This window comes from Lentilactobacillus diolivorans DSM 14421 (assembly GCF_001434255.1).
In the GTDB taxonomy this organism is placed as follows: Bacteria; Bacillota; Bacilli; order Lactobacillales; family Lactobacillaceae; genus Lentilactobacillus; species Lentilactobacillus diolivorans.
In genome coordinates this window covers 80,525-100,444 of record NZ_AZEY01000079.1, presented here as the reverse complement: position 1 = coordinate 100,444, position 19,920 = coordinate 80,525, and the positions used below count along the sequence as shown (strand labels likewise).

The following is a 19,920-nucleotide window of genomic DNA, read 5'->3' as shown; positions in this document are numbered from 1 at the left end:
CTACATTTATTTGTCCCAATCGCCTCATATTTACGATTCTTTAATTTTCTGTTTAAGCATTGCTACTAACTTGATGTGGGCTTTTCTTACCATGAAGAATCGCATCAACATCATTCAAAGTAATCTCAACCATATTTTGAACAGCGACTTCTGTGTAAAAACCAATATGTGGACTCACATTAACATTCGGCATTGCCAAAAGTTTCTCGAGATTTTCGTTATGCAGTGGTTTACCTGTTAAATCATGGTTAACGATTGACGTTTCACCTTCAAATGTGTCAATTGCCGCAGCCGCAATTTCTTTATCTTCCAGAGCTTTCACAAGATCACTGGTATTCACAACAGGTCCTCTGGAAGCATTGATAAAGATAGCCGATGACTTCATTTCTTTAAAGACCTGAGCGTTAATCATATGATGTGTTTCTTCAGTTAACGGGGTATGCATGGTGACAATATCTGCTGTTTTATAAACCGTTTCATGATTCACGTAAGTTAACGTATCATTCAAATCTGGTCGATGAATTGGATCCGCTGCAATGACGGTTGCACCCAAGGCTCTAAAAATCCGCGCAACCGCACTCCCAATTTTACCTGCGCCAATAATTCCAACAGTTAATGTGTGAATTTCCTTAGCTTCTGTATTGGTCCACGTAAAATCACCATGTTGTTCACGTTCGCGAACCTCGCCAAGATGCCGGAGTAACCACATAACATGAGCAAGCACCAATTCACTTACTGATCGAGGAGAATAGCCCGGTACGTTGGTAACGGCTAATCCATTTTGGGCTGCTTCCTTTAAGTCGATAATCTCATAGCCGGTACTTCTAAGGGAAATTTGTTTGATGCCAAACTCTTTGAGTGTTTTATAAACAATCGGCTCATCAACTGATGCATGTTGTAAAATCGCAATTCCGTCATACCCCTTGGCAAGATCAACAGTTTTCGCGTTCAATGGCAAGGAATTCGTATCGATTTGATATTCAGTATGTTGCTTATTCCAATCACTGATTGGTCCCTGTTCATCTGGTCGTACCGTGTACATTAAAATTTTCATGAGAATTAATTGCCTCGATTTTTAAATGTTTTTATTCAAGATTTATTGTGTTGGTTTGTTAGCCGTAGCCACTCTACCAAGCGCAAACTGGTTTCCAAATTAAACGCTTGCCTTTTCACCAACAAACTTTTGAATCCTTTCAACAGCTTTTTTAAGATCTGCTTCACTGGCCGCATAACTAATCCGAACGTATCCTTCACCACCAGGACCAAATGAAGCACCGGGAATAACAGCAACTTTAGCTTTTTCAGCTAATTCGTAACAAAATTCAACACTGTTTTGATTCAATTCTGCCGGAATCTTGGCGAAAATGTAGAAGGCACCATTGGGATTGGGACAAGTAAAGCCTGCTTTTTTCAGACCGGCAGTCAATAAATCGCGCCGCTTCAAGTATTCAGCTCTCATTGGGGCAGCATCATTTAATCCATTAGTGAAAGCTTCTTGTGCAGCAGCTTGCGCATTCGCCGTGCATGACGTAATTGTGAATTCACTTACCTTACCAATTTCAGTGATAACATCAGCTGGTCCGCAGATCATGCCAATCCGCCAGCCAGTCATCGCATGAGATTTGGAAACACCGTTCATCACTAATGTCTGCTCTGGCAGGATGGATCCCATCGATACATGCGTACCATCATAGGTCAATTCACTGTATATTTCATCACTGATGCAGAAAATATCATACTGCGAAATAACATCAGCTAATTTTTGCAAATCGTCCTTATGATATGTTACACCGGTTGGATTAGTTGGGAAGTTTAAAATAACTGCCTTGACGGTATCCTTATTTTCTTCAATCGCTGCCTGCAATTTTTCGGGAGATAGGATGAATCCGTTATCCGAAGTATCAACAAAGATTGGTTTGGCACCACCCAGCATCGCAATCGGGATGTATAGTGGAAAAATCGGAGTTGGAATAATGACGGTATCACCAGGATTAAGCATCGCTGTTAGTGCTGAATAAATAGCTCCAGTTGCTCCAGCAGTAATCAAAATTTGGGTTTCCGGATCATAATTCAATCCATATTTTTGCTTTAAAAAACCAGTCGCCGCTTTTCGGAGACCAATTGTTCCCCGTGAATTGGTATAATGACTTTCATTATTTTCAATGCTCGTAATTGCCGCCTGCTTAACATGTTCAGGCGTGTTAAAATCCGGTTCCCCCAACGTTAACTTCACAATGTCTGGAATTGTTGAGATCTTTTGATTAAACGTCAAAATTGATGACGGTGACAATGCTGCGACCCGCTTATTCATTCTTTCTGATAATTTACTCATACTTGGTAAATCTCCTCTCAAAAATAGGGTCCTCCCAGTCATTGATTGACTGAAAGGACCCACCATTGGTTTAATCCCGCACAGTCAATTGCTGATCTGCGCGGCCTTTTAATTTCCATTACGAAAACCTCTTGGCTTATCACAGATCAGATCTGGAAAAACCAAAAGTAATAACGACAACTATTCAACTGAGTTCGACAATTATTTTCCATAATTAAAAACTCCTAAGAATAAGTTACGTATATGATAACCGTTTTAATCTTGTGAAGCAAGACAAAATCTGAATAATCGCCATTCTCCTATGGTCTTAGCCGTTTTCCCAAATGCAGAGCAGCAGCACCAAACGTAAACGTCTGATAGGAAACATTTATTAATCCAGCTTTTTGGAACATCTTAACTAATTCTTTTGCCGAAACAAATTCATCGGTTGTTCGCTGTAAATAATCATATTCATGATATTTATTAACGACAATTTTTGCCATTAACGGTACCAGGCTAAAATAAGCCCGCCAACCCAGCTTAATGACTGGATTGGTCGGTTGTGATGTTTCAAGGCAGGCAACGGTTCCTCCAGGGATAACCACCCGCGCCATTTCATGAAGAACCTGATTGGCATCTGGAACGTTCCGTAATCCAAACCCGATTGTCGCAACGTTAAATATCCCATCATGATAAGGTAGCTGCATGGCATCCCCCTTCACCAAAGTGATTCGATCCTGCAAGCCTTGTTGATAAACTTTCTTTTGAGCAATTTTTAACATTTCGTCACTAAAGTCCAAGCCAACAACCTGTCCAGCCGGACCAACAGCTTTCGCCAATGCAATCGTCCAATCTCCGGTTCCACAACACACATCAATTGCGAAACTTCCCCGCTGAATGTTTAATTCTTTCATCGTAATTTTGCGCCAGTGACGATGTCCACCAAGACTAATCAACGAATTCATGGCATCATAGTTAGGCGCAATTTTATCAAACATGGATGCGACTTTTTGTTCCGGGGTACGATTTGTCAGGCCCATAAGCCAACTCCTTTGGTATAATTTATTTAGCAACAAACTGTGAGCTGAACTGCCAATTTTTAGAATCATTCAGCTTCACATATATATGATAATTATGGAGGCTTTACATGAGTTTATCAACTTTCTTAGAATTAGTTGAATTTAAGGCCAAATCTGCCAGCGTCTTTCCGTTTATTGTTGGGCTTTTTTTCAGCTGGTATTTCCTAAATTCAACCAATCCGATTTATGCCATTTTATTCTTTATAGCGATGTTCCTGTTCAATATGTTCGTTGATATTTGGGATAATTATAACGACTATCAACACTCTGATCAGGAAGATTTTAAAAAAGGGACAAACGTTATCGGCCGCAAGCATATCTCGTTAAACCTGCTTCGAACAATCATGTCATTAATGTTTATCCCCTCAGCACTAATTGGCATTTACCTTACCTACGAAGTTGGCTTGCCACTATTATGGATGGGACTTTTTTGCTTTCTAATTGGTTTATTATACGCCGCCGGTCCATTGCCGATATCCAACACGCCTTTCGGTGAACTGGCTTCCGGCTTCACAATGGGTGTCATGATTGTCGTTATTTCGGTTTATATCAACTCGTATCAAATCTTCACTTGGACCCCACATTTATTATGGCATATTTTTTTAGCCGCTTCGCCTGAGTTCGTTTGGATTGGTAATATTATGTTTGCTAATAACATCTGTGATGCTCAAGAAGATGAGAAAAATCATCGGCACACCATTGTTCACTATCTTGGTGTAAAGCATTCCGTTCTCTTATGGAACATCGCCAATATTCTAGCAATTTTATTAGTCTTCTTGGCAATTTACATCAACGTTTATCCAATCACGCTAATTTCAATTCTGTTGCCTTTACCGTTTATCATTAAACAGATGAAATTATTTACTCACGAACAAATTAAAGTTAAAACATTTGTTTGCTCTGTTAAAATCCTAATTAGTGGTTCATTAGGACTATGCCTTGGGTTTCTGATTTACTGGATCTATTCATTTTTTGCCTAACTTTGAATCATTTTTTCCTGATGTTTAACCTATCTACCACCCACTAAATAAACAGAGCGGACCAGCAAGTGATTAGGCCCCAGAATAGAAGCCCCCCTAACTTGATATTCCCAATTTTGGAATGTTAAGTTAGGGGGCTTCTATGACCGGGGTCCGTTTGCCGGTCCACGTTTTTTAACTAAGTAACAAGTTCAGTGAGATATCCTAAATTTGAATATTTGGATAATTCGGTTACACGGCCGGAAGTTGCCTCTTGTCCCGCGTTTTTGCTTAGTAACAATCGTGTTGACACTAACAGAGACTGTGAAAAAAGACTATTGCCCCATCCTGCCGTTTTGTGTAATCACGATTATTACCGAGTGGAAATGTGCGCCCAAAGACAACTTTTGGTGCACTCTGATTTGTTGCATTTTGAGAAAATAAATCGCCATTTATTTATTTGAATAATAAAAACAAACTACCTTAATAAATAACCGCCATCCACAGGCAACATCACACCAGTCACATAGTCTGAGGCCGAACTTGCCAGGAACACCATGGGTCCCATCAATTCTTCGGGAACGCCCCATTCACCTGATGGAATGTGCGCCTTAATTTCTGGCCCTCTAACCGGATCGGTTTGAAGTGCTTTGGTCATATCAGTCGTAATGTATCCGGGAGCTAACCCGTTAACTTGAATATGATAAGGCGCTAAAGCATCAGCATATGCTCTCGTCAAGCCCAAAATACCGTGCTTACTTGCTGCATATGGAAAAATGCGTTTGCCAGCCCGATATGATTGCATGGAGCCAATATTGATAATCTTACCAGACTTTTGTTCAGCCATTACCTTTGCGGCAGCATGTGCCAAAAAATAACTGGCGTTTAAATTTAAATCAATTACTTTCAGCCAATCGTCATCTTTGAAATCCAAGACATCATTTCGGAGCTGCATCCCGGCGTTATTTACCAAGATATCCAACTTACCAAATCGCTCAATAACCGCTTGAATAACTTTTTCTGCTGCTCCTGATACAGTAATATCTTGGCTCAGAAAGTCAATTTGTTGACCATTCTTCTCAACGATTTGTTTCAACTCAGCCCAACCATCCTGTTTTCGGCTGACAACGAACACATTCGCACCATACATCGACAACGCAATTGAATAATATTTTCCTAATCCACGAGCGCCGCCGGTAACTAATGCCACTTTGCCTTTTAGCGAAAAACTATTACGATCAAATTTTGCCATTATAAATCCCTCCGTTACATTTCAATGAGTACTTTAGCGGATTGCTTTGCGTCCTTGGCAACCTCAAAGGCTTTCCGATAGTTGCCAGCCTTAAATATTTGTGTGATAACGGTGCTGATTACCGGATTTTTACTAAGAATCTGCAATGCCTGATCAATTTCATTTTTGAACCTGAAACTTCCTCGATAGGTTAATTCTTTGCCATTAATTGATGAAATATTTAAAGGGATACTCTGATCAATCATCATTCCCACTTGCATAATTGTCGCACCTAAAGCCGCCGCCTTAAATGATGCACTGATAGCCGGTGCCGCACCAGAACATTCAAGAATCAAATCAAACTCATTAGTTGGTAATGATTCCTTGGCAACATTAATTCTTCTTTGAACGCCTAATTTTTTAGCCCGGGCTAAAGGTTCATCCAAAACATCCGAAACGGTGACACTATTTGCTCCAAGCGTAACAGCACCACCCGCGGCGAGTAGTCCAATCGGCCCCGCACCTGAAACCAAAACTTTTTTACCTTTTACGCCACCTGCTAGTTGAATTGCATGTAAACCCACTGATAACGGTTCAGCTAATGCAGCAGACTCCAATGAAACGTTATCAGGAACAACTCGAACTTGATCTGGTCGTACAGCCATTTGTTCAACCATTCCGCCTTGAGTATGTGGTAAGTATTGCGCGGATCCTAAATAACGACCGTTTGGCCAAATTTCTGGATACGCAGCAATCCTATCCTGCTTATCACCAAATGTTGCTGGATGAACCGTAATTTTAGTTCCCTGGGGAATTGTCTTACCATCAATGACAACCGATTCATCCAATGTCCCACTGACTTCATGCCCCGGAATTAAGGGCTCTCGAATCACCGATTGGCCAACCGACCCATCTGCTAGATAGTGAAGATCAGAACCGCAAATACCAACAAATTTCGGACTAAAAATTACTTGGTTGGCTTGCTTAACAAGATCAGTAACATTCGTTAAATCAATCTTTCCTTTACCAGAAATAACAATCGCTTTCATAGCTCATTCTCCTTAGATGAAATCGCTTACTAAAAATGGTGTATCGATACACCAAAAATATACCCCCTCTCTTTAACCTTGTCAACATATTCAATCTGAGACACCTTCATTGAGGTTTATCAGCTAATTGTATTAGGTCACGTTTTGCCCTAAAATTAGCTTATCTAATAATAAGAGGTTTCCAAATGAAAAATATAACCATATCAGACGTCGCAAAAGCTGCGGGTGTGTCCGTTACAACCGTTTCACGATTTATTAATCAGAATTACGGCAAGATGAGTGATGTCACAAAGGAAAAAATTGAAACTGTTATTAAGCAGCTTAATTATCGACCGTCTGCTTCTGCTCGGCGAATGCGAACGCATGAATCAAAAATGATTGGTGTTATCGTTGGGGATATTTCTAATGTCTTTTCCTCGTTGTTATTTAGCGGCATTTATGAAATTCTCCAACCACTTAATTACAGCGTGCTCCTATTAAACGCAAACAACTCCTCAGACGAAGAACACAAAGGAATTAACCGCCTGCTGGAACAACAAATTGATGGTTTGATTATTCAACCAAGCCAGAATTATTTTCAAAATTACCAGTTTGTTCTTGACGCTAACGTCCCGTTTGTAACCGTGGATCGTTATATTAAAGATCAACCAAAATTTATTGGCAAAGTAACCACTAATAATGGTCAAGCAAGTGAGGCCATGGCAACAGAACTAATTAAGTTGGGTTATCAAAAAATGATTCTGATTAGCAGCTCAACGGTAGAAACCTCTGCTCAAATTCCAAGAATCGACGGATTTACAAAAGTTGCCCATCACAACGCAATTCCTATCATTAACGTTAATGTGACCAATCACACAAACGAATGGATCGCAAACCAAATCCGCAAACATGTTACTAAAAAGCCTCAAAAGACCGCCTTAGTCTCATTAATGGGGCCGTTACTATTCAAAACATTGTCGGCCATCAATATGCTACATTTAAGTTTTCCTGACGATATTGGATTAACCAGCTTTGATGACTGGAATTGGGCCCAATTTGTTGGCAATGGAATTGATTTAATCCAGCAAGATCCACTTAAAATGGGGCAAAATGCCGCTAGTTTGTTATTAGAAGCGATAAAAGCCAATCAGCCGCGCATTCAGTTGCCACCGATTATTATTCCAGCAAAAAGAATTAGTGGCCATTCTCTATAGCCAATGAAATCAAAATAAAGAGTGAGGTAAAAAACGCTTAGTTTCCTCACATTTCCACTCGGTAATAATCATGATGACACAAATGGGCTGGGACAAAAGTCATTTATCCCAGCCTCTATTCATGTAAACACGATTGTTATCGAGCGAAAACGCGGGACAAAAGGCAACTTCCAGAGTGTAACCGAATTATCCAAATATTCAAGTTCAGAATATTCGGATAATCCAATTACACTCTGGAAGTTAACCGCCTTTTGTCCCGCTCTGGCTTCCTTTGATTTCACTATTCAGATATTTAAATGAGCTGACTTCCTATCAACTAACCTTTTTAACGATCTTGTTGATGTTACTTAACGGTTGCGTATTTGTAATTCCACTGCGTACCAGCAGTATTATGAATGACACCCTTCAAGCCTGGTTTCTGCAAATACGAAGTAACTTGTTGGTACAGTGGTGTCATTCCCTGATCCTTACTAAATAATCGACTTGCTTGAACCAAATCATCCCAGCGTTTCTCTGGATTATTGGCATCTTGATTTTGAGCACGCTTTACCAACGAATCAAATTTCGCATTACTATATTTTCCGCTATTATACGATGTTCCCGTCAACGGAATCTGTAGGAATGAAATTGGATCATTAAAGTCAGCGCCCCATCCCGACAAACTAATATCAAAATCGCCCTTTAATTCTTGTTCATTAGAGGCCTTAGAGGGAATATTTCTAATATTTAACGTAAATCCTGGCAACACCTTGGCAAATTGAGCTTTTAAATATTGTGAAATTGGGCTGGTTGTTGGATCATCATTGGCACCCAAAATTGTTAGATTTACTTTCTTAATCCCAAGTTGTTTTAATCCCCTTTTCCAATATTGCCGTGCTAACTTCTCATTGTGATCGACCGCATTAGGAACCGCCTGTTCTTTTGAAAAGTCTTCACCGGTTTTAGGATTCTTAGCAAGATCAGAAGCAACAAATCCAGTTGGGGTTGCTGACCCATCACCGAGAACTTTCTGAGTTAACTGTTTCCGATTAATCGATAACGACATTGCGAGTCGGATGTTACGGTTATTTAATATCTTCCGCTTCGTTGGATTGGCATCCTTAAAATTATATTTCAAGTAACCGACAACTGAATATGGATATTGCTTAAATTGCGAATTGTTTTTATAATTTTTAATTTGGGTATTTGAAAGTGGTGTTAAATCAAGTTTGCCCTGCTGATAGAGTTCTAAGCCGGTGGTTGGGCTTTCAACCACGGTATAATTAATTTTCTTCAGCTTAACAACAGACTTATCCCAATACTGGTTGTTCTTAACAAACTGCCATTTATTACCAGTCCCATTCCAGTTCTGGATTTTGAATGGGCCGGAGTAAACCATATATTTTGAACGAGTCCCATACTTTTTACCGTATTTATCAACCACTTTTTGATTCTGGGGTCCAAATAGTGGGTAAGCCATTAAAACCTTAAAGTAAGCGATTGGTTTATCCAGTTGAATTTGAACAGTCTTGTTATTCAAGGCTTTAATTCCAATCTTGCTTGGTGAAACCTTCCCAGCTGCAATTTGATCGGCGTTTTTAATCCCACTGAATAAATATGCATAAGTTGATTTAGTCTTTGGTGTTACTGTTCGTCGCCATGAATAAACAAAATCTTGAGCAGTAATTTTATCGCCGTTGCTCCACTTAGCGTTACGCAACGTGAATGTCCACGTTTTACCATCTTTGGAAACCTGACTGCTTTTTGCTAAACCGGCCGTTGGTTTGCCATTCTTACCTAATCGATAAAAGCTCTCAAACACATTTCCGGTTTGACCATAACCAGTCGCCTTAGAAATATCAATTGTATCAAGTGGTGCGGTGGTGCTAAGATTCAAAACAGCTTTGTCACTTGAAGTCGACTTTTTAGCCGGTGATTTTTGGCAAGCCGCAAGTCCAATTACAACTAACCCAAGAACGGCCACTAATAGAATCGATCTAAACTTTCGCATTTTAAATTCCTCCAGAATAATTGCTTAATTTTTTCACTTCACTTTGCATCGGACAACAAGAATCCAAATCCACCGCCACCTTATTCAAAAATTTAAACAAAGAAAAAGTGCCGCAGCTTCAGTGTTAACACTGAAACTGCGACACTTTTGGGTCATCATTAGTTTGCTAAACTCACCCGAGTCCATTTAAATGCCCAACTAAATGATGGTTTTACCAAAGAAGCCACGATCAGTGCTAACCTGAACTTGACACATTGAGCAACACATAAGTTGAGCAGCTGATAATTGCATTGGTGGCTTCCTCCTTCGTTATTTACTGAGTCAAACTATAACGGATGGTGAATTATTTGTCAAATTAAAATTCCGAATTAACCATTCGATTGAAATATCTTAAGTAGTAGGTTCCCGAATTAATATCCTTTGTAATTTTAGTAACGCTGGTATTATCAGGCTCTTCTACAGCCATCTTTTTATCTGGATCTCCCAATGCAGTTAATACTGCCGCTTTGACTGTAAAACCATGAGTCACAACAATAATCCTGTCTTGGGGATATTGCTGAGCAGTATCAACCATAAACTGACCTGCTCGCGAGATAACATCCTCAAATGTTTCACCATTAGCTAATGGTGCGTATGTCGGTAAAACATCATGTAAAACATGATCAAATACATCTGGATAAACAGCTTCCAAGTCTTTATTTTTCTGACCATCCCATTTTCCGTAGGAGATTTCCAACAATCGTTTATCATAAGTTACCGGTAAGTTTGCGGTTTGATTAAGAATCTTCGTCGTCTCTTTAGTCCGCTGCAGTGGGCTTGAAATGATTCGATCGGCAAATGAAATATCAAAGTGTTCGTGTAGCGTTTGCGCTTGCTTCCTGCCGGTTTCCGAAAGATAAGTTTCAGTGGTATTAATAGTTCCCTGCTTGATTCCGTCTGCATTTGCTGGCGTCTTGCCATGTCGAATAAAGTAAAAATCGGTCATTAACGTTCCTCCATTGTTCATCTTAAAATGAATGTGTTAGGAATTATTATGCACTCTTTGACCTAATTTGGCTACATATTTCACCTGACAAAAAATAATATTCAATAATTCTGGTTGCTTTTCTCTGAGAGTTCTGTTAGATTTTAGTTATAAGAAATGGAGGTCAGAATGATGAACGTTAATTTAATCAAGCTAACAACTACATCTTCCTCCTGGTCTACGGTGACATCTGTGTAGGCCATCTTTTGGTGTGAATTATTAAACAAAAGGCCTGACATGGATGAACTTTTCATCACTGTGAGACCGCTAATAACGTAGCGAACAAGCTCTCATGGTGATTATTAAATCCGTGAGAGCTTTTAATTTTTGATAAGGGAGTTTTTATTTATGACAGTTTATAATTTTGCAGCTGGTCCGGCAACCCTTCCTGATCCGGTCATCAAACAGATCCAAGAAGAACTACCATCGCTTGATGGCACGGGAATGGGCATTCTGGAGATCTCACATCGGTCTTCACTTTTCGATAATATCATCAACACTGCTGAACAAGATCTGAGAGACCTTATGCATATTCCTGATAATTACCATATTCTCTTCTTCCAAGGTGGCGGTACCGGTCAGTTTGCAGCTGCTCCTCTAAATCTTGCCACCAATCACAAACGGATTGCACTCCTAGACAGTGGTCATTGGGCAACCCGGGCTGGCGACGAAGCAGCCAACTTAGGCGTTCAAGTTGATGTTTTGGCTTCAACTAAAGATGACCATTATCAAGAATTGCCGCAGATGCCTAATCCCATTTCCAACAAGGATTACGATTACCTGCACATTACAACGAATAATACCATTGAAGGAACAGCTTACCATCAACTTCCAGAACATGGGAATGTCACGTTGGTCGGTGATCTATCCTCAAACTTTTTAGCTGAGGAATACAAGGTTACTGATTTTGGCCTTATTTTTGCGGGTGTTCAAAAAAATGTCGGCCCAGCCGGTGTCACAATTGCCATTATCCGGGATGATCTGGTTAAACCAGTTGAACACATCCCCAGCATTCTTAATTACAACTTATTTGTTAAAAAGAACTCGATGTTCAATACGCCACCTGTCTTCGCAATTTACGCATCAGGATTAGTCCTCAAGTGGTTAAAACAGCAAGGCGGTATCGCCGAAATTGAAAGAATCAATCGTCAAAAATCAGCATTACTATATGATTTCTTAGACGACTCCAAATTGTTTAGCAATCACATTAAGAAAACTGACCGTTCGCTTACAAACATCCCGTTCACAACTGGTGATGCCGATCTGGATAAACAAGTCATCCAAGCAACAACCGATGCCGGCTTAATGAACTTAAAGGGACATCGTAGTGTTGGTGGTCTGCGAGCCAGTTTATATAATGCAATGCCATTAGCAGGTGTTCAAGCACTGGTCGATTTCTTGCACAATTTTGAAAGACAACATTAGAGGGGGAAATAAGATGTATCAAGTAAAAACATATAACGCAATCGCTCAAGCCGGATTAGATCAATTTACTGATCAGTATCAAATTAACCAAACAGATGATGCTGATGCCTATCTGATTCGTTCCGTAAATTTACACAAGGAAACCTTACCGAAAACTTTGAAAGTCATTGCACGGGCTGGCGCTGGCTTCAACAATATTCCATTAGACCGGGCAACTGAAAATGGAACAGCCGTTTTCAACACCCCTGGGAGTAATGCCAACGCTGTTAAAGAATTAATCGTTTCACTCTTGGTTGCGTCGTCACGAAATCTATTTGCGGCGGCTGCTTATGCTGCTCAAAATAGCGGGGCAGATATTTCGTTACGAACAGAACATGATAAGACCAAATTTAAGGGCACCGAGCTAACGGGCCGAACCTTAGCAGTCATTGGCGTTGGTCACGTTGGTTCGCTTGTCGCCAATGCAGCTAGTGCACTTGGCATGAATGTTATTGGTTACGATCCCTATCTATCAGCTGATGCTGCCTGGCATATCTCAACAACAATTACCAGAGCGCGAACTTTGGCTGAAGCTATCAGCAACGCCGATTACGTTACTGTTCATGTCCCTAAGAACGAGGAAACAACCGGTCTAATTGGCAAAGAACAACTTGCGATTATGAAGGATGGCGTTCGGCTATTTAATTACTCGCGTGGCGGCATTGTTGACAACCAAGCCGTCATCAAAGCTTTAGACGCCCATCGTGTGCAAACCTATATGACTGACTTTGGCGATAACATCCTCCTCAATCGTGATGACGTTATTGTCACACCACACATTGGGGGTTCTACTCAAGAAGCTGAGGTCAATGGTGCGACTCAGGGTGCTCGGACAATTATGACCTATTTAGAAACTGGGAATATTACGAACTCAGTCAATTTACCCAATCTTCAAGTACCGTTTCAAACACCCTATCGTGTAACTTTAATTCATAAAAACATCCCTAATATGGTGGGTCAAATTGCGACTGCCCTTGCAAATGCCGGAATCAACATTGAGGGAATGAGTAACGCTGCTCGTGAAAACGTGGCTTATACCATTATTGACTTAGAGAATTTGAAAAATGAGGAAGACAATGCGTTGATCGCCCGATTAAGCAAAATCGATGCAGTATTCCGTGTGCGAGTTTTGAAAAAATAATTTTTATTTTATCCAACATTTGATAAAAAGGTGACTGAAGCAAAGAATAATTGCTAGAGGTCATCTTTTTTGTGCCAACCATCACCTATGAAAGGAAATTATTTTAACCACTTATCACAAATAACGACCACTTATCTCTTAGACATATCCTTTATTAATAAAAACCCATAAAATGAAAGTGAAGAGAGGAGGCCCGACCACATGAAGATTGAAGTTAAAATTATTCACACACTAGATGACAACACCCTTCTACTTGGAATAAACAAACGAACAACGCTGATTAACAAAATTATTGATTTCATTCGGGGACAAGACGAAGAAACCATTATTGCAAACCATAACCGGCGACACTACATGATCTCACTTGGAACCTGCATTACATTTTACACAGCTAAAAAGAAGGTTTACACGCTGACACAAGATCAAAAAGAACTATTAGTTAGTAAACGACTATACGAGTTGGAAGAAACATTGCCAGAAGCTTTTATCAGGATTTCCAACACTGAAATCATTAATCTCAACTTTGTTAAAGAATTTCAAATTAACAAGACCGGCATTATCATAATATATTTTAAGAATGGTTATCAAACCAGCTCTTCTAGAAGGTATCTCAAAAAAGTAAAGGAGCGATTGCAATGAAACGAATTAGCATTCAAGCACTAATTGGCATCATTCTTGGCACATTTATTGGATTAATTCTATCATTAGTATTTTCATACTTAAACGGTGCAAAGAATTACTACCCTTCTTCACCGGCATGGACAGCACAATTTAGCGGAACATTAAGTGCAACCTGTATTTCTGTGTTCATTTGGTCACTAATTGGGATTGTTTTCTCTGTAGGTGCCTTAGTCTTCACACGAACTGATTGGAGTATTGCCAAAATGACAATTGTTCATTTAACAATCTCATACTTTGGGTTTCTTCCCTTGGCAATCCTAAGCGGCTGGTTTCCACTAAATATCGGTCAAATTATCGGATTTACAGGAACATTTTTAGTCGTTTACGCTATTGTATTTTCAATTAACATGCTAATTGCCAAAAACGAAGTTAAATCAATTAATCGAAAATTAAAAAATCAATCTTAATGGTGCTTATGGACAGTCAAGCCTACCCCAATCAGTTCACACTAATTTGTTTTCTCTCCCAAATGTGCTATGATAAATTGAAATTAATACAACTGCCACCGGGTAGAAACTTTGAGTACTTTTGACAATTCCGTTAGGTCTTAGAAGGGATTGTTGGGGGTACTCTTTTTGCGTACTAGGAGGATTTTTTTATGAATTGGATATATTTAATTATTGCAGGATTATTTGAGGTTGTTTGGGCCATCGCCATGAAATTCAGTCATGGATTCACACAACCCAGCGCTACCATTGTCACAATTGTGGGCATGATCATTAGTTTCCTGTTGCTGGCCCATGCAACGAAAACTTTGCCAATTGGGATCGCGTACCCGGTTTGGACTGGCATTGGGGCTGTGGGAACAGTGATTGCCGGGATTATATTATTTGGTGATAAATTATCACTAGTAACTTGGCTATTCGTGATATTGCTTCTGGTAAGCATCGTCGGCATTAAAATGACAAGTTAACCATATACGAGACGGGAATTAAAGAGTTGTCCCAGTCTCGTTTTTTATTACAAACACTTGTAATCCACGCGTCTAATTATTAGACCCAATTTATTTACCTATGTTTCCGATTGCGGTTTCTGAAAATGTGGACTGGCATTTCAACCAGTATTGCAACTCCCGTAACAAAATCAACCATTCCGGCAATAAACGCAATAATATAGAAATAGGCATTGTTAAAAACATAGCCGATCGCTCCAGAAATGATGGCAACGGTAAGTAATGTCCAACTATTATTGATTTTCATGAACCGTTGAAACCACTTTGGATATTGGGTGATATCTTGATTGTTATTTGATTTCATTTGCTTTTAAGCTTCCTTTCAGGTCTGGTAGAATAGTTTGCGCCTCAAAAAAATAGTGGCTTTTGCCTAACCAGGAGAATCATCAACGAGCTTCAATTGAAAATAGTTTTTTCATGGTTATCGATCAGATCGCCAGCTTTTTACAATTAACCAGCCAAATACAACACTTGTAGTGAAAACCACAAATATTTGTAGTTTGCGGTACATCAATTCTTCTCGATCAATCCACAATAAATAACCGATAAGTAAGACTTCCCAGATGGTCAACAAGACAATCATTAACCAAAAGAACATCCTCGGCCTTTTCTTCAGCTTCTTCATTAGTTTCACCCACCACTCCAACAAAATATTAGCCGTTATAGAAATAAGCTGCTAATGCCACACAGCAACGAACCAATAACCAGCCACCAAATACAGGATGTTTTAAAATATTCGCCTTCGAAAAAGCCAACTGCCGTCATGCCAATTAGAAACTGATAACTCATTACCAACTGTCCCTGATACACACTAATGCCACCAATTATTAGAAACGCAATTAATAATGTAGCCAGTGCAGTCACAACACCAAATTTAATTGTCGCCAACTGCCCTTTGATCTCTAAACCATGGCTAACTTGTGTATCTCGCTTTTTCATCATGATTGCCCTCCCACATTTATCGATTTCAAAGCCATAGGGTTAATGTACCAATAAATTCGTTGGCAAAAAAGCAACGATTGTTTTACATTGGGTTACATTCTAAAAAAATTGCTAATTGGTTAATTTGTAACATCTCTGTAAATGATGACATTTTTTTGAAATTAAAAAATAATGAGAATAGTCAAAATTAGACATTTGATTTCTAGTGTTTTCGATAAAACTCAGTGATATCAGTATTTATTGTTGTAATAGTTGCAACTTTTCTGTCGCAACCATAGCATGTTATCTTCAAACACCTTGCGATGAGCCAATTAATATGAGAATTTAGTTGTGATACATCTATCAACCAACTCACTAATAAAGGCGTGTGATTAGTAATGGCATTAGGAGAAAAATTAAGGGACGCTCGAATTGAAAACAGCTTTTCACAAGAATATGTTGCCCGAAAGTTGAAAATTTCACGTCAAGCAATCAGTCGTTGGGAAAATAATAGAGGGTATCCAGATATTGATAACTTAGTTCTGCTTTGTGTTACTTATAAACGATCGATGGAGGATTTCTTGATGGATGATCCAGAACTAAAGAATCAGCTGGTCAAAGATCATATCACTCGAAAGCAACGGGTGGTAGAGTTCACCCAGCACCGGATTCAAGGTCAATCAGAAGATATTAATTTGCTGGTAATCCTAGTTCTCGTTGCTTACGTTAGTGCCGTCATACCACTAATTGGCTGTTTACTACCACTAATTATCTTGTTCAAATGCAACAAGTCGCACTGCGCCTATAAGTTAGTTGTGTTAACTTGTTTGGCTATTATTGCGATGAGCGGTTTTCAAAGTTATAAGATACTAAAGAAGTTTAGAAACCATCAATTTACCACATCGACAATCATTAAGGTTTCCGACTATGAAAAAGCACTTAGCAAACTTTCAGATAAACAGTCACCATTAAACATGAACCAAAAATCGCAAACTGAAAACAAGCGCTAACAAACAATCTCTTGTTTACACTATCCTTAACCTAATCCTTTAATTATTCAAAAAACAAAAGAGTGGCACGAAAGGCGGCTACGCTCTGAAAGTTGCCCTTTATCTCACGTTTTCGCTTGGTAACAATCTTGATTACACAAAAAACAGGACTGGGACAAAATTGCTTTTGTCCCAGCCCAGTCACTCGTTTTTCAAATAATTATTACTGATATAAGATCCACCACAGTAAGCACTATTTCATCAGGCTAAGCGTTACTAATCGATAATTGATTGGCGCATTGGTTGCTTTCTTAACCGGCTTTTTCCCCTTCTGTTCAACGGTTGTTACCGTGTGGACCGTTAAATGGACTTTTTGAATTTTGGTTACGATCAATTTTGTACCATGATGTAACAAATATTCCCTCTCGCCGACATTAGTTGAAATTGGATCAATATAAGCACCATAGCGGCCCTTAGGCAAATTAATCTTTAGGACGACATGTTGTTTTGATCTTGAGAATCCCAGTGCAATCATCTGACTCAACGTCGTTGATGAATAAGCGGGGTCATGATACTGACCGCCGACTTTTACAGACTGACTACCAAGTGATTTGGTTAACCCGAGCGGAGTTGTCCCTCGAAAAACAGTTAATGGTTGTTTAAGTTGATATTGGTCGATCGCCCGATTAATTTGTTTAATACTTGTTTTTACTTTACTAGTAGCCCTTTTATGAGGATTACGAAGTGTGTCATTAATCTTTCCATAACCATTGTTTGTATAGTAACGAATTGCCTTAATTTCCCGATTAGTTAGCTTTTTAGCCCACCTATCAGCGGATAATCGAAGTGCTTTCATTTCCTTAGAATTAAGTTTGGCTGTCTTAGTCGAATAAATTAATTTTGCCGGGTGACTAATCACCAGTTTTGCCTTCGAATGTGGCATCGAAACCAAATAGCCTTTATCTTCCGCCAACTTTTTTTGCACAATTAATGGTGTATTTTTAGGTACTGCTACAATTTTTTGTGGATCAGGTTCCTCGTTTGTAATAGCATGAAGTTTAACGGGTATCCGGGTTAAAAAGACCCGTTTGCCAACATTGGATGTATGAATGATATTACTGGTAACAATTGTTGTAGTTGTGTTGCCCTGAACTTCTTTTTTTATTGATTTGGCTTGAACTGGACTTGTTAGTGAAACAGCAACCAACAAAATTACGACGAAAACAAAATGTTTCACTTTAATTCTCAACGACAATCTATCCCTTCTAAAACTATTAATGGTATTTTACACTGATCAGCAACTTTTTCAAAGAAGGTTTAGTTATATAGACCCAAGCTTAAAACTACTTCGTCAGGATATGTACCAGTCCTCGGCCATATAAATCACCCTGGCTCATATTCCACAAAACTGAGAATGCAAATTTTCTTTTCTACCATGTAAAACGTGGCGCAACAAGCAGCCTTCCGCCATATAAATAACTTCAGCCGATATCCCTAAAAACAGGATAGGCGTTCCTTTCTACCATGCTAAAACGTGGCACAACAAGCAGCCTCCTGCCATATAAATAACTTCAGCCGATATCCCTAAAAACCAGGGATATCGGCTGAAGTTACTTATATTCTGGAGGCTAACCGCTTGTTGTGCCACTCTATTTTCTTTGATACACAATCTTTCCACTCACAAGTGTCATAACCGTATCCCCATAGACTGTTTCGCCAGTGAATGGAGAGTTCTTTCCCTTAGACAAATAATCACTTTCTTGGATCATATTTTGCTCATCAATATCAAAAATTGCGATGTCAGCGGGTTGCCCCGTCTCAAGAGAACCAGCATTCGACATATTAAAGACAGCAGCAGGTTTGCGAACCATCCAATTGATTAACTGATCCAAAGTAAAACGCCCAGTTTTGACGAACTTGGTATAGAGCATACTAAAGGCCGTTTCACTACCAGTAATCCCAAACGGTGCCGTCCGAATTGATTGATTTTTTTCTTCCTTTGTATGCGGTGCATGATCAGTTGCAATCATATCAATCGTCCCATCAAGCAATCCTTCGATTAAAGCCTGTTGGTCATCTTTCCCACGTAAAGGTGGGTTCATTTTATAGTAAGAATTGTCTTCCTTGATATCTTCATCTGACAATAATAAATGATGAGGCGTTACCTCAGCAGTCACGTGAATGCCGGCTTTTTTAGCAGCTCGGATCACATTAACCGTATGCTTGGATGAAACGTGGCAAACGTGATAGTGAACACCCGTTGCTTCTGCTAAGATAACATCCCGAGCAGCTTGAGCAGTTTCACTAACCCATGGCATTGCCTTCATGTTAAGTCGCTTAGCAGCCCCGTCATTAAGCACGCCATGATATGTAAGGTCATCATCTTGAACGTGTTCAACAATCGCCATGTCCAAGTCAGCAGCCTGATTCATTGCTTCATACATCGTACTACTTTTTTGGATACCGTTACCGTCATTACTAAATGCAAAGGCACCGGCGCTCTTTAAAGCAGGAAAATCAACTAATTGATCACCACCACGATTCGTTGTAATCGTGGCATATTGTTTAATATGAACAACTCCATTTTCTCGGTTTAATTTAATTAAACTTTCCATATTATGGGGGCTATCCGGTGCCGGGGTGACATTGGGCATTGCACAAACAGTTGTAAAGCCACCATGAGCCGCTGCCAAACTGCCCGTCTTGATTGTTTCTTTTTCTTCTTGCCCTGGTTGTCGATAATGAACGTGAACGTCAATCAATCCCGGACTAACAAAATTCCCCTTTGCGTCAACCACATCATCAGCATCTTCAGTGTTAACTTTAGGCTCAATCGCAATTACTGTGCCATCATCAATTAAGATATCTCGACTCACTAATTTTCCATTTTCCAACAGGCGGCCATTCACAATTACACGTTTCATCGGGTAAATTTT

Annotated in this window: 20 protein-coding genes; 8 read left to right on the top strand and 12 right to left on the bottom strand. The window is 39.5% G+C overall.

What is annotated here, in order from left to right:
• Positions 1–52 precede the first annotated feature (52 nt).
• From FC85_RS08715 to FC85_RS08705, 3 genes are all read right to left on the bottom strand, one after another.
• Positions 53–1,054 (bottom strand): D-2-hydroxyacid dehydrogenase, encoded by a 1,002-nt coding sequence (locus FC85_RS08715; RefSeq protein WP_057865144.1) that lies wholly within the window; start codon positions 1,052–1,054, stop codon positions 53–55.
• A gap of 99 nt (positions 1,055–1,153) precedes the next feature.
• Positions 1,154–2,332 carry an aminotransferase class I/II-fold pyridoxal phosphate-dependent enzyme gene (locus tag FC85_RS08710; RefSeq protein WP_057865143.1) on the bottom strand — a complete coding sequence of 393 codons (1,179 nt, stop codon included), beginning with the start codon at positions 2,330–2,332 and terminating at the stop codon, positions 1,154–1,156.
• Positions 2,333–2,631: 299 nt separating this feature from the next.
• Positions 2,632–3,351, bottom strand: coding sequence for a demethylmenaquinone methyltransferase (locus tag FC85_RS08705; RefSeq protein ID WP_057865142.1), 720 nt, complete (start codon positions 3,349–3,351; stop codon positions 2,632–2,634).
• Positions 3,352–3,458: 107 nt separating this feature from the next.
• Here FC85_RS08705 and FC85_RS08700 point away from each other — a divergent pair, with 107 nt between their 5' ends.
• Positions 3,459–4,370, top strand: coding sequence for a prenyltransferase (locus FC85_RS08700; protein WP_057865141.1), 912 nt, complete (start codon positions 3,459–3,461; stop codon positions 4,368–4,370).
• A 457-nt stretch (positions 4,371–4,827) separates the two neighbouring features.
• Here the strand turns inward: FC85_RS08700 and FC85_RS08695 are convergent, their stop codons facing one another.
• Together FC85_RS08695 and FC85_RS08690 are read right to left on the bottom strand one after the other, a co-directional pair.
• On the bottom strand, positions 4,828–5,601 hold the full coding sequence (locus FC85_RS08695) for an SDR family NAD(P)-dependent oxidoreductase (protein ID WP_057865140.1): 774 nt from the start codon (positions 5,599–5,601) through the stop codon (positions 4,828–4,830).
• Between the two features lie 14 nt (positions 5,602–5,615).
• Positions 5,616–6,629, bottom strand: a complete 1,014-nt coding sequence (locus FC85_RS08690; RefSeq protein ID WP_057865139.1) for a zinc-binding dehydrogenase — start codon at positions 6,627–6,629, stop codon at positions 5,616–5,618.
• Positions 6,630–6,814: 185 nt separating this feature from the next.
• On the opposite strand from FC85_RS08690, the gene FC85_RS08685 reads away from it, so the two are divergent.
• Positions 6,815–7,822 (top strand): LacI family DNA-binding transcriptional regulator, encoded by a 1,008-nt coding sequence (locus FC85_RS08685; RefSeq protein ID WP_057865138.1) that lies wholly within the window; start codon positions 6,815–6,817, stop codon positions 7,820–7,822.
• Between the two features lie 343 nt (positions 7,823–8,165).
• Here the strand turns inward: FC85_RS08685 and FC85_RS08680 are convergent, their stop codons facing one another.
• Positions 8,166–9,812, bottom strand: a complete 1,647-nt coding sequence (locus FC85_RS08680; protein WP_057865137.1) for a peptide ABC transporter substrate-binding protein — start codon at positions 9,810–9,812, stop codon at positions 8,166–8,168.
• Positions 9,813–10,167: 355 nt separating this feature from the next.
• Positions 10,168–10,797, bottom strand: coding sequence for a histidine phosphatase family protein (locus FC85_RS08675; protein WP_057865136.1), 630 nt, complete (start codon positions 10,795–10,797; stop codon positions 10,168–10,170).
• Between the two features lie 387 nt (positions 10,798–11,184).
• Between FC85_RS08675 and serC the strand changes: the two genes are divergently transcribed.
• The 5 genes from serC to FC85_RS08650 all read left to right on the top strand — a co-directional run bounded on the left by serC (position 11,185) and on the right by FC85_RS08650 (position 15,035).
• The gene (serC, locus tag FC85_RS08670; RefSeq protein WP_057865135.1) at positions 11,185–12,261 is read left to right on the top strand and encodes a 3-phosphoserine/phosphohydroxythreonine transaminase; all 1,077 of its coding nucleotides are present in this window, start codon (positions 11,185–11,187) and stop codon (positions 12,259–12,261) included.
• A 13-nt stretch (positions 12,262–12,274) separates the two neighbouring features.
• Positions 12,275–13,441: a phosphoglycerate dehydrogenase gene (locus tag FC85_RS08665; protein ID WP_057865134.1), complete on the top strand. Its 1,167-nt coding sequence runs from the start codon at positions 12,275–12,277 to the stop codon at positions 13,439–13,441.
• Positions 13,442–13,642: 201 nt separating this feature from the next.
• Positions 13,643–14,080 (top strand): LytTR family DNA-binding domain-containing protein, encoded by a 438-nt coding sequence (locus FC85_RS08660; RefSeq protein ID WP_057865133.1) that lies wholly within the window; start codon positions 13,643–13,645, stop codon positions 14,078–14,080.
• Complete coding sequence (locus FC85_RS08655; RefSeq protein ID WP_057865132.1) at positions 14,077–14,529, top strand: DUF3021 domain-containing protein; 453 nt, start codon at positions 14,077–14,079, stop codon at positions 14,527–14,529. The genes FC85_RS08660 and FC85_RS08655 overlap by 4 nt, the downstream gene beginning before the upstream one ends.
• A gap of 191 nt (positions 14,530–14,720) precedes the next feature.
• On the top strand, positions 14,721–15,035 hold the full coding sequence (locus tag FC85_RS08650; protein WP_057865131.1) for a DMT family transporter: 315 nt from the start codon (positions 14,721–14,723) through the stop codon (positions 15,033–15,035).
• A gap of 94 nt (positions 15,036–15,129) precedes the next feature.
• On the opposite strand, the gene FC85_RS08645 is transcribed toward FC85_RS08650, so the two are convergent.
• The 3 genes from FC85_RS08645 to FC85_RS08640 all read right to left on the bottom strand — a co-directional run bounded on the left by FC85_RS08645 (position 15,130) and on the right by FC85_RS08640 (position 16,016).
• The gene (locus tag FC85_RS08645; protein ID WP_057865130.1) at positions 15,130–15,378 is read right to left on the bottom strand and encodes a hypothetical protein; all 249 of its coding nucleotides are present in this window, start codon (positions 15,376–15,378) and stop codon (positions 15,130–15,132) included.
• Between the two features lie 117 nt (positions 15,379–15,495).
• Positions 15,496–15,699: a hypothetical protein gene (locus tag FC85_RS15720; RefSeq protein ID WP_147008546.1), complete on the bottom strand. Its 204-nt coding sequence runs from the start codon at positions 15,697–15,699 to the stop codon at positions 15,496–15,498.
• 35 nt (positions 15,700–15,734) lie between these two features.
• Complete coding sequence (locus FC85_RS08640; RefSeq protein WP_147008544.1) at positions 15,735–16,016, bottom strand: hypothetical protein; 282 nt, start codon at positions 16,014–16,016, stop codon at positions 15,735–15,737.
• A gap of 377 nt (positions 16,017–16,393) precedes the next feature.
• On the opposite strand from FC85_RS08640, the gene FC85_RS08635 reads away from it, so the two are divergent.
• Positions 16,394–17,005 carry a helix-turn-helix domain-containing protein gene (locus FC85_RS08635; RefSeq protein WP_057865128.1) on the top strand — a complete coding sequence of 204 codons (612 nt, stop codon included), beginning with the start codon at positions 16,394–16,396 and terminating at the stop codon, positions 17,003–17,005.
• Between the two features lie 232 nt (positions 17,006–17,237).
• Here the strand turns inward: FC85_RS08635 and FC85_RS08630 are convergent, their stop codons facing one another.
• Together FC85_RS08630 and FC85_RS08625 are read right to left on the bottom strand one after the other, a co-directional pair.
• Complete coding sequence (locus FC85_RS08630; RefSeq protein ID WP_225427585.1) at positions 17,238–18,233, bottom strand: ADP-ribosyltransferase; 996 nt, start codon at positions 18,231–18,233, stop codon at positions 17,238–17,240.
• A gap of 400 nt (positions 18,234–18,633) precedes the next feature.
• Positions 18,634–19,908, bottom strand: a complete 1,275-nt coding sequence (locus FC85_RS08625) for a dihydroorotase (protein ID WP_057865127.1) — start codon at positions 19,906–19,908, stop codon at positions 18,634–18,636.
• Between the last annotated feature and the right edge of the window lie 12 nt (positions 19,909–19,920).

Bases quoted from the DNA above. Each gene is read 5' to 3' on its own strand.
- FC85_RS15720 (WP_147008546.1), bottom strand. From the start codon at position 15,699: ATGAAGAAGCTGAAGAAAAGGCCGAGGATGTTCTTTTGGTTAATGATT.
- FC85_RS08680 (WP_057865137.1), bottom strand. From the start codon at position 9,812: ATGCGAAAGTTTAGATCGATTCTATTAGTGGCCGTTCTTGGGTTAGTT.
- FC85_RS08660 (WP_057865133.1), top strand. From the start codon at position 13,643: ATGAAGATTGAAGTTAAAATTATTCACACACTAGATGACAACACCCTT.
- FC85_RS08645 (WP_057865130.1), bottom strand. From the start codon at position 15,378: ATGAAATCAAATAACAATCAAGATATCACCCAATATCCAAAGTGGTTT.
- FC85_RS08685 (WP_057865138.1), top strand. From the start codon at position 6,815: ATGAAAAATATAACCATATCAGACGTCGCAAAAGCTGCGGGTGTGTCC.
- FC85_RS08690 (WP_057865139.1), bottom strand. From the start codon at position 6,629: ATGAAAGCGATTGTTATTTCTGGTAAAGGAAAGATTGATTTAACGAAT.
- FC85_RS08715 (WP_057865144.1), bottom strand. From the start codon at position 1,054: ATGAAAATTTTAATGTACACGGTACGACCAGATGAACAGGGACCAATC.
- FC85_RS08710 (WP_057865143.1), bottom strand. From the start codon at position 2,332: ATGAGTAAATTATCAGAAAGAATGAATAAGCGGGTCGCAGCATTGTCA.
- FC85_RS08625 (WP_057865127.1), bottom strand. From the start codon at position 19,908: ATGAAACGTGTAATTGTGAATGGCCGCCTGTTGGAAAATGGAAAATTA.
- FC85_RS08675 (WP_057865136.1), bottom strand. From the start codon at position 10,797: ATGACCGATTTTTACTTTATTCGACATGGCAAGACGCCAGCAAATGCA.
- FC85_RS08640 (WP_147008544.1), bottom strand. From the start codon at position 16,016: ATGATGAAAAAGCGAGATACACAAGTTAGCCATGGTTTAGAGATCAAA.
- FC85_RS08695 (WP_057865140.1), bottom strand. From the start codon at position 5,601: ATGGCAAAATTTGATCGTAATAGTTTTTCGCTAAAAGGCAAAGTGGCA.
- FC85_RS08635 (WP_057865128.1), top strand. From the start codon at position 16,394: ATGGCATTAGGAGAAAAATTAAGGGACGCTCGAATTGAAAACAGCTTT.
- FC85_RS08655 (WP_057865132.1), top strand. From the start codon at position 14,077: ATGAAACGAATTAGCATTCAAGCACTAATTGGCATCATTCTTGGCACA.
- FC85_RS08665 (WP_057865134.1), top strand. From the start codon at position 12,275: ATGTATCAAGTAAAAACATATAACGCAATCGCTCAAGCCGGATTAGAT.
- FC85_RS08700 (WP_057865141.1), top strand. From the start codon at position 3,459: ATGAGTTTATCAACTTTCTTAGAATTAGTTGAATTTAAGGCCAAATCT.
- FC85_RS08650 (WP_057865131.1), top strand. From the start codon at position 14,721: ATGAATTGGATATATTTAATTATTGCAGGATTATTTGAGGTTGTTTGG.
- serC (WP_057865135.1), top strand. From the start codon at position 11,185: ATGACAGTTTATAATTTTGCAGCTGGTCCGGCAACCCTTCCTGATCCG.
- FC85_RS08705 (WP_057865142.1), bottom strand. From the start codon at position 3,351: ATGGGCCTGACAAATCGTACCCCGGAACAAAAAGTCGCATCCATGTTT.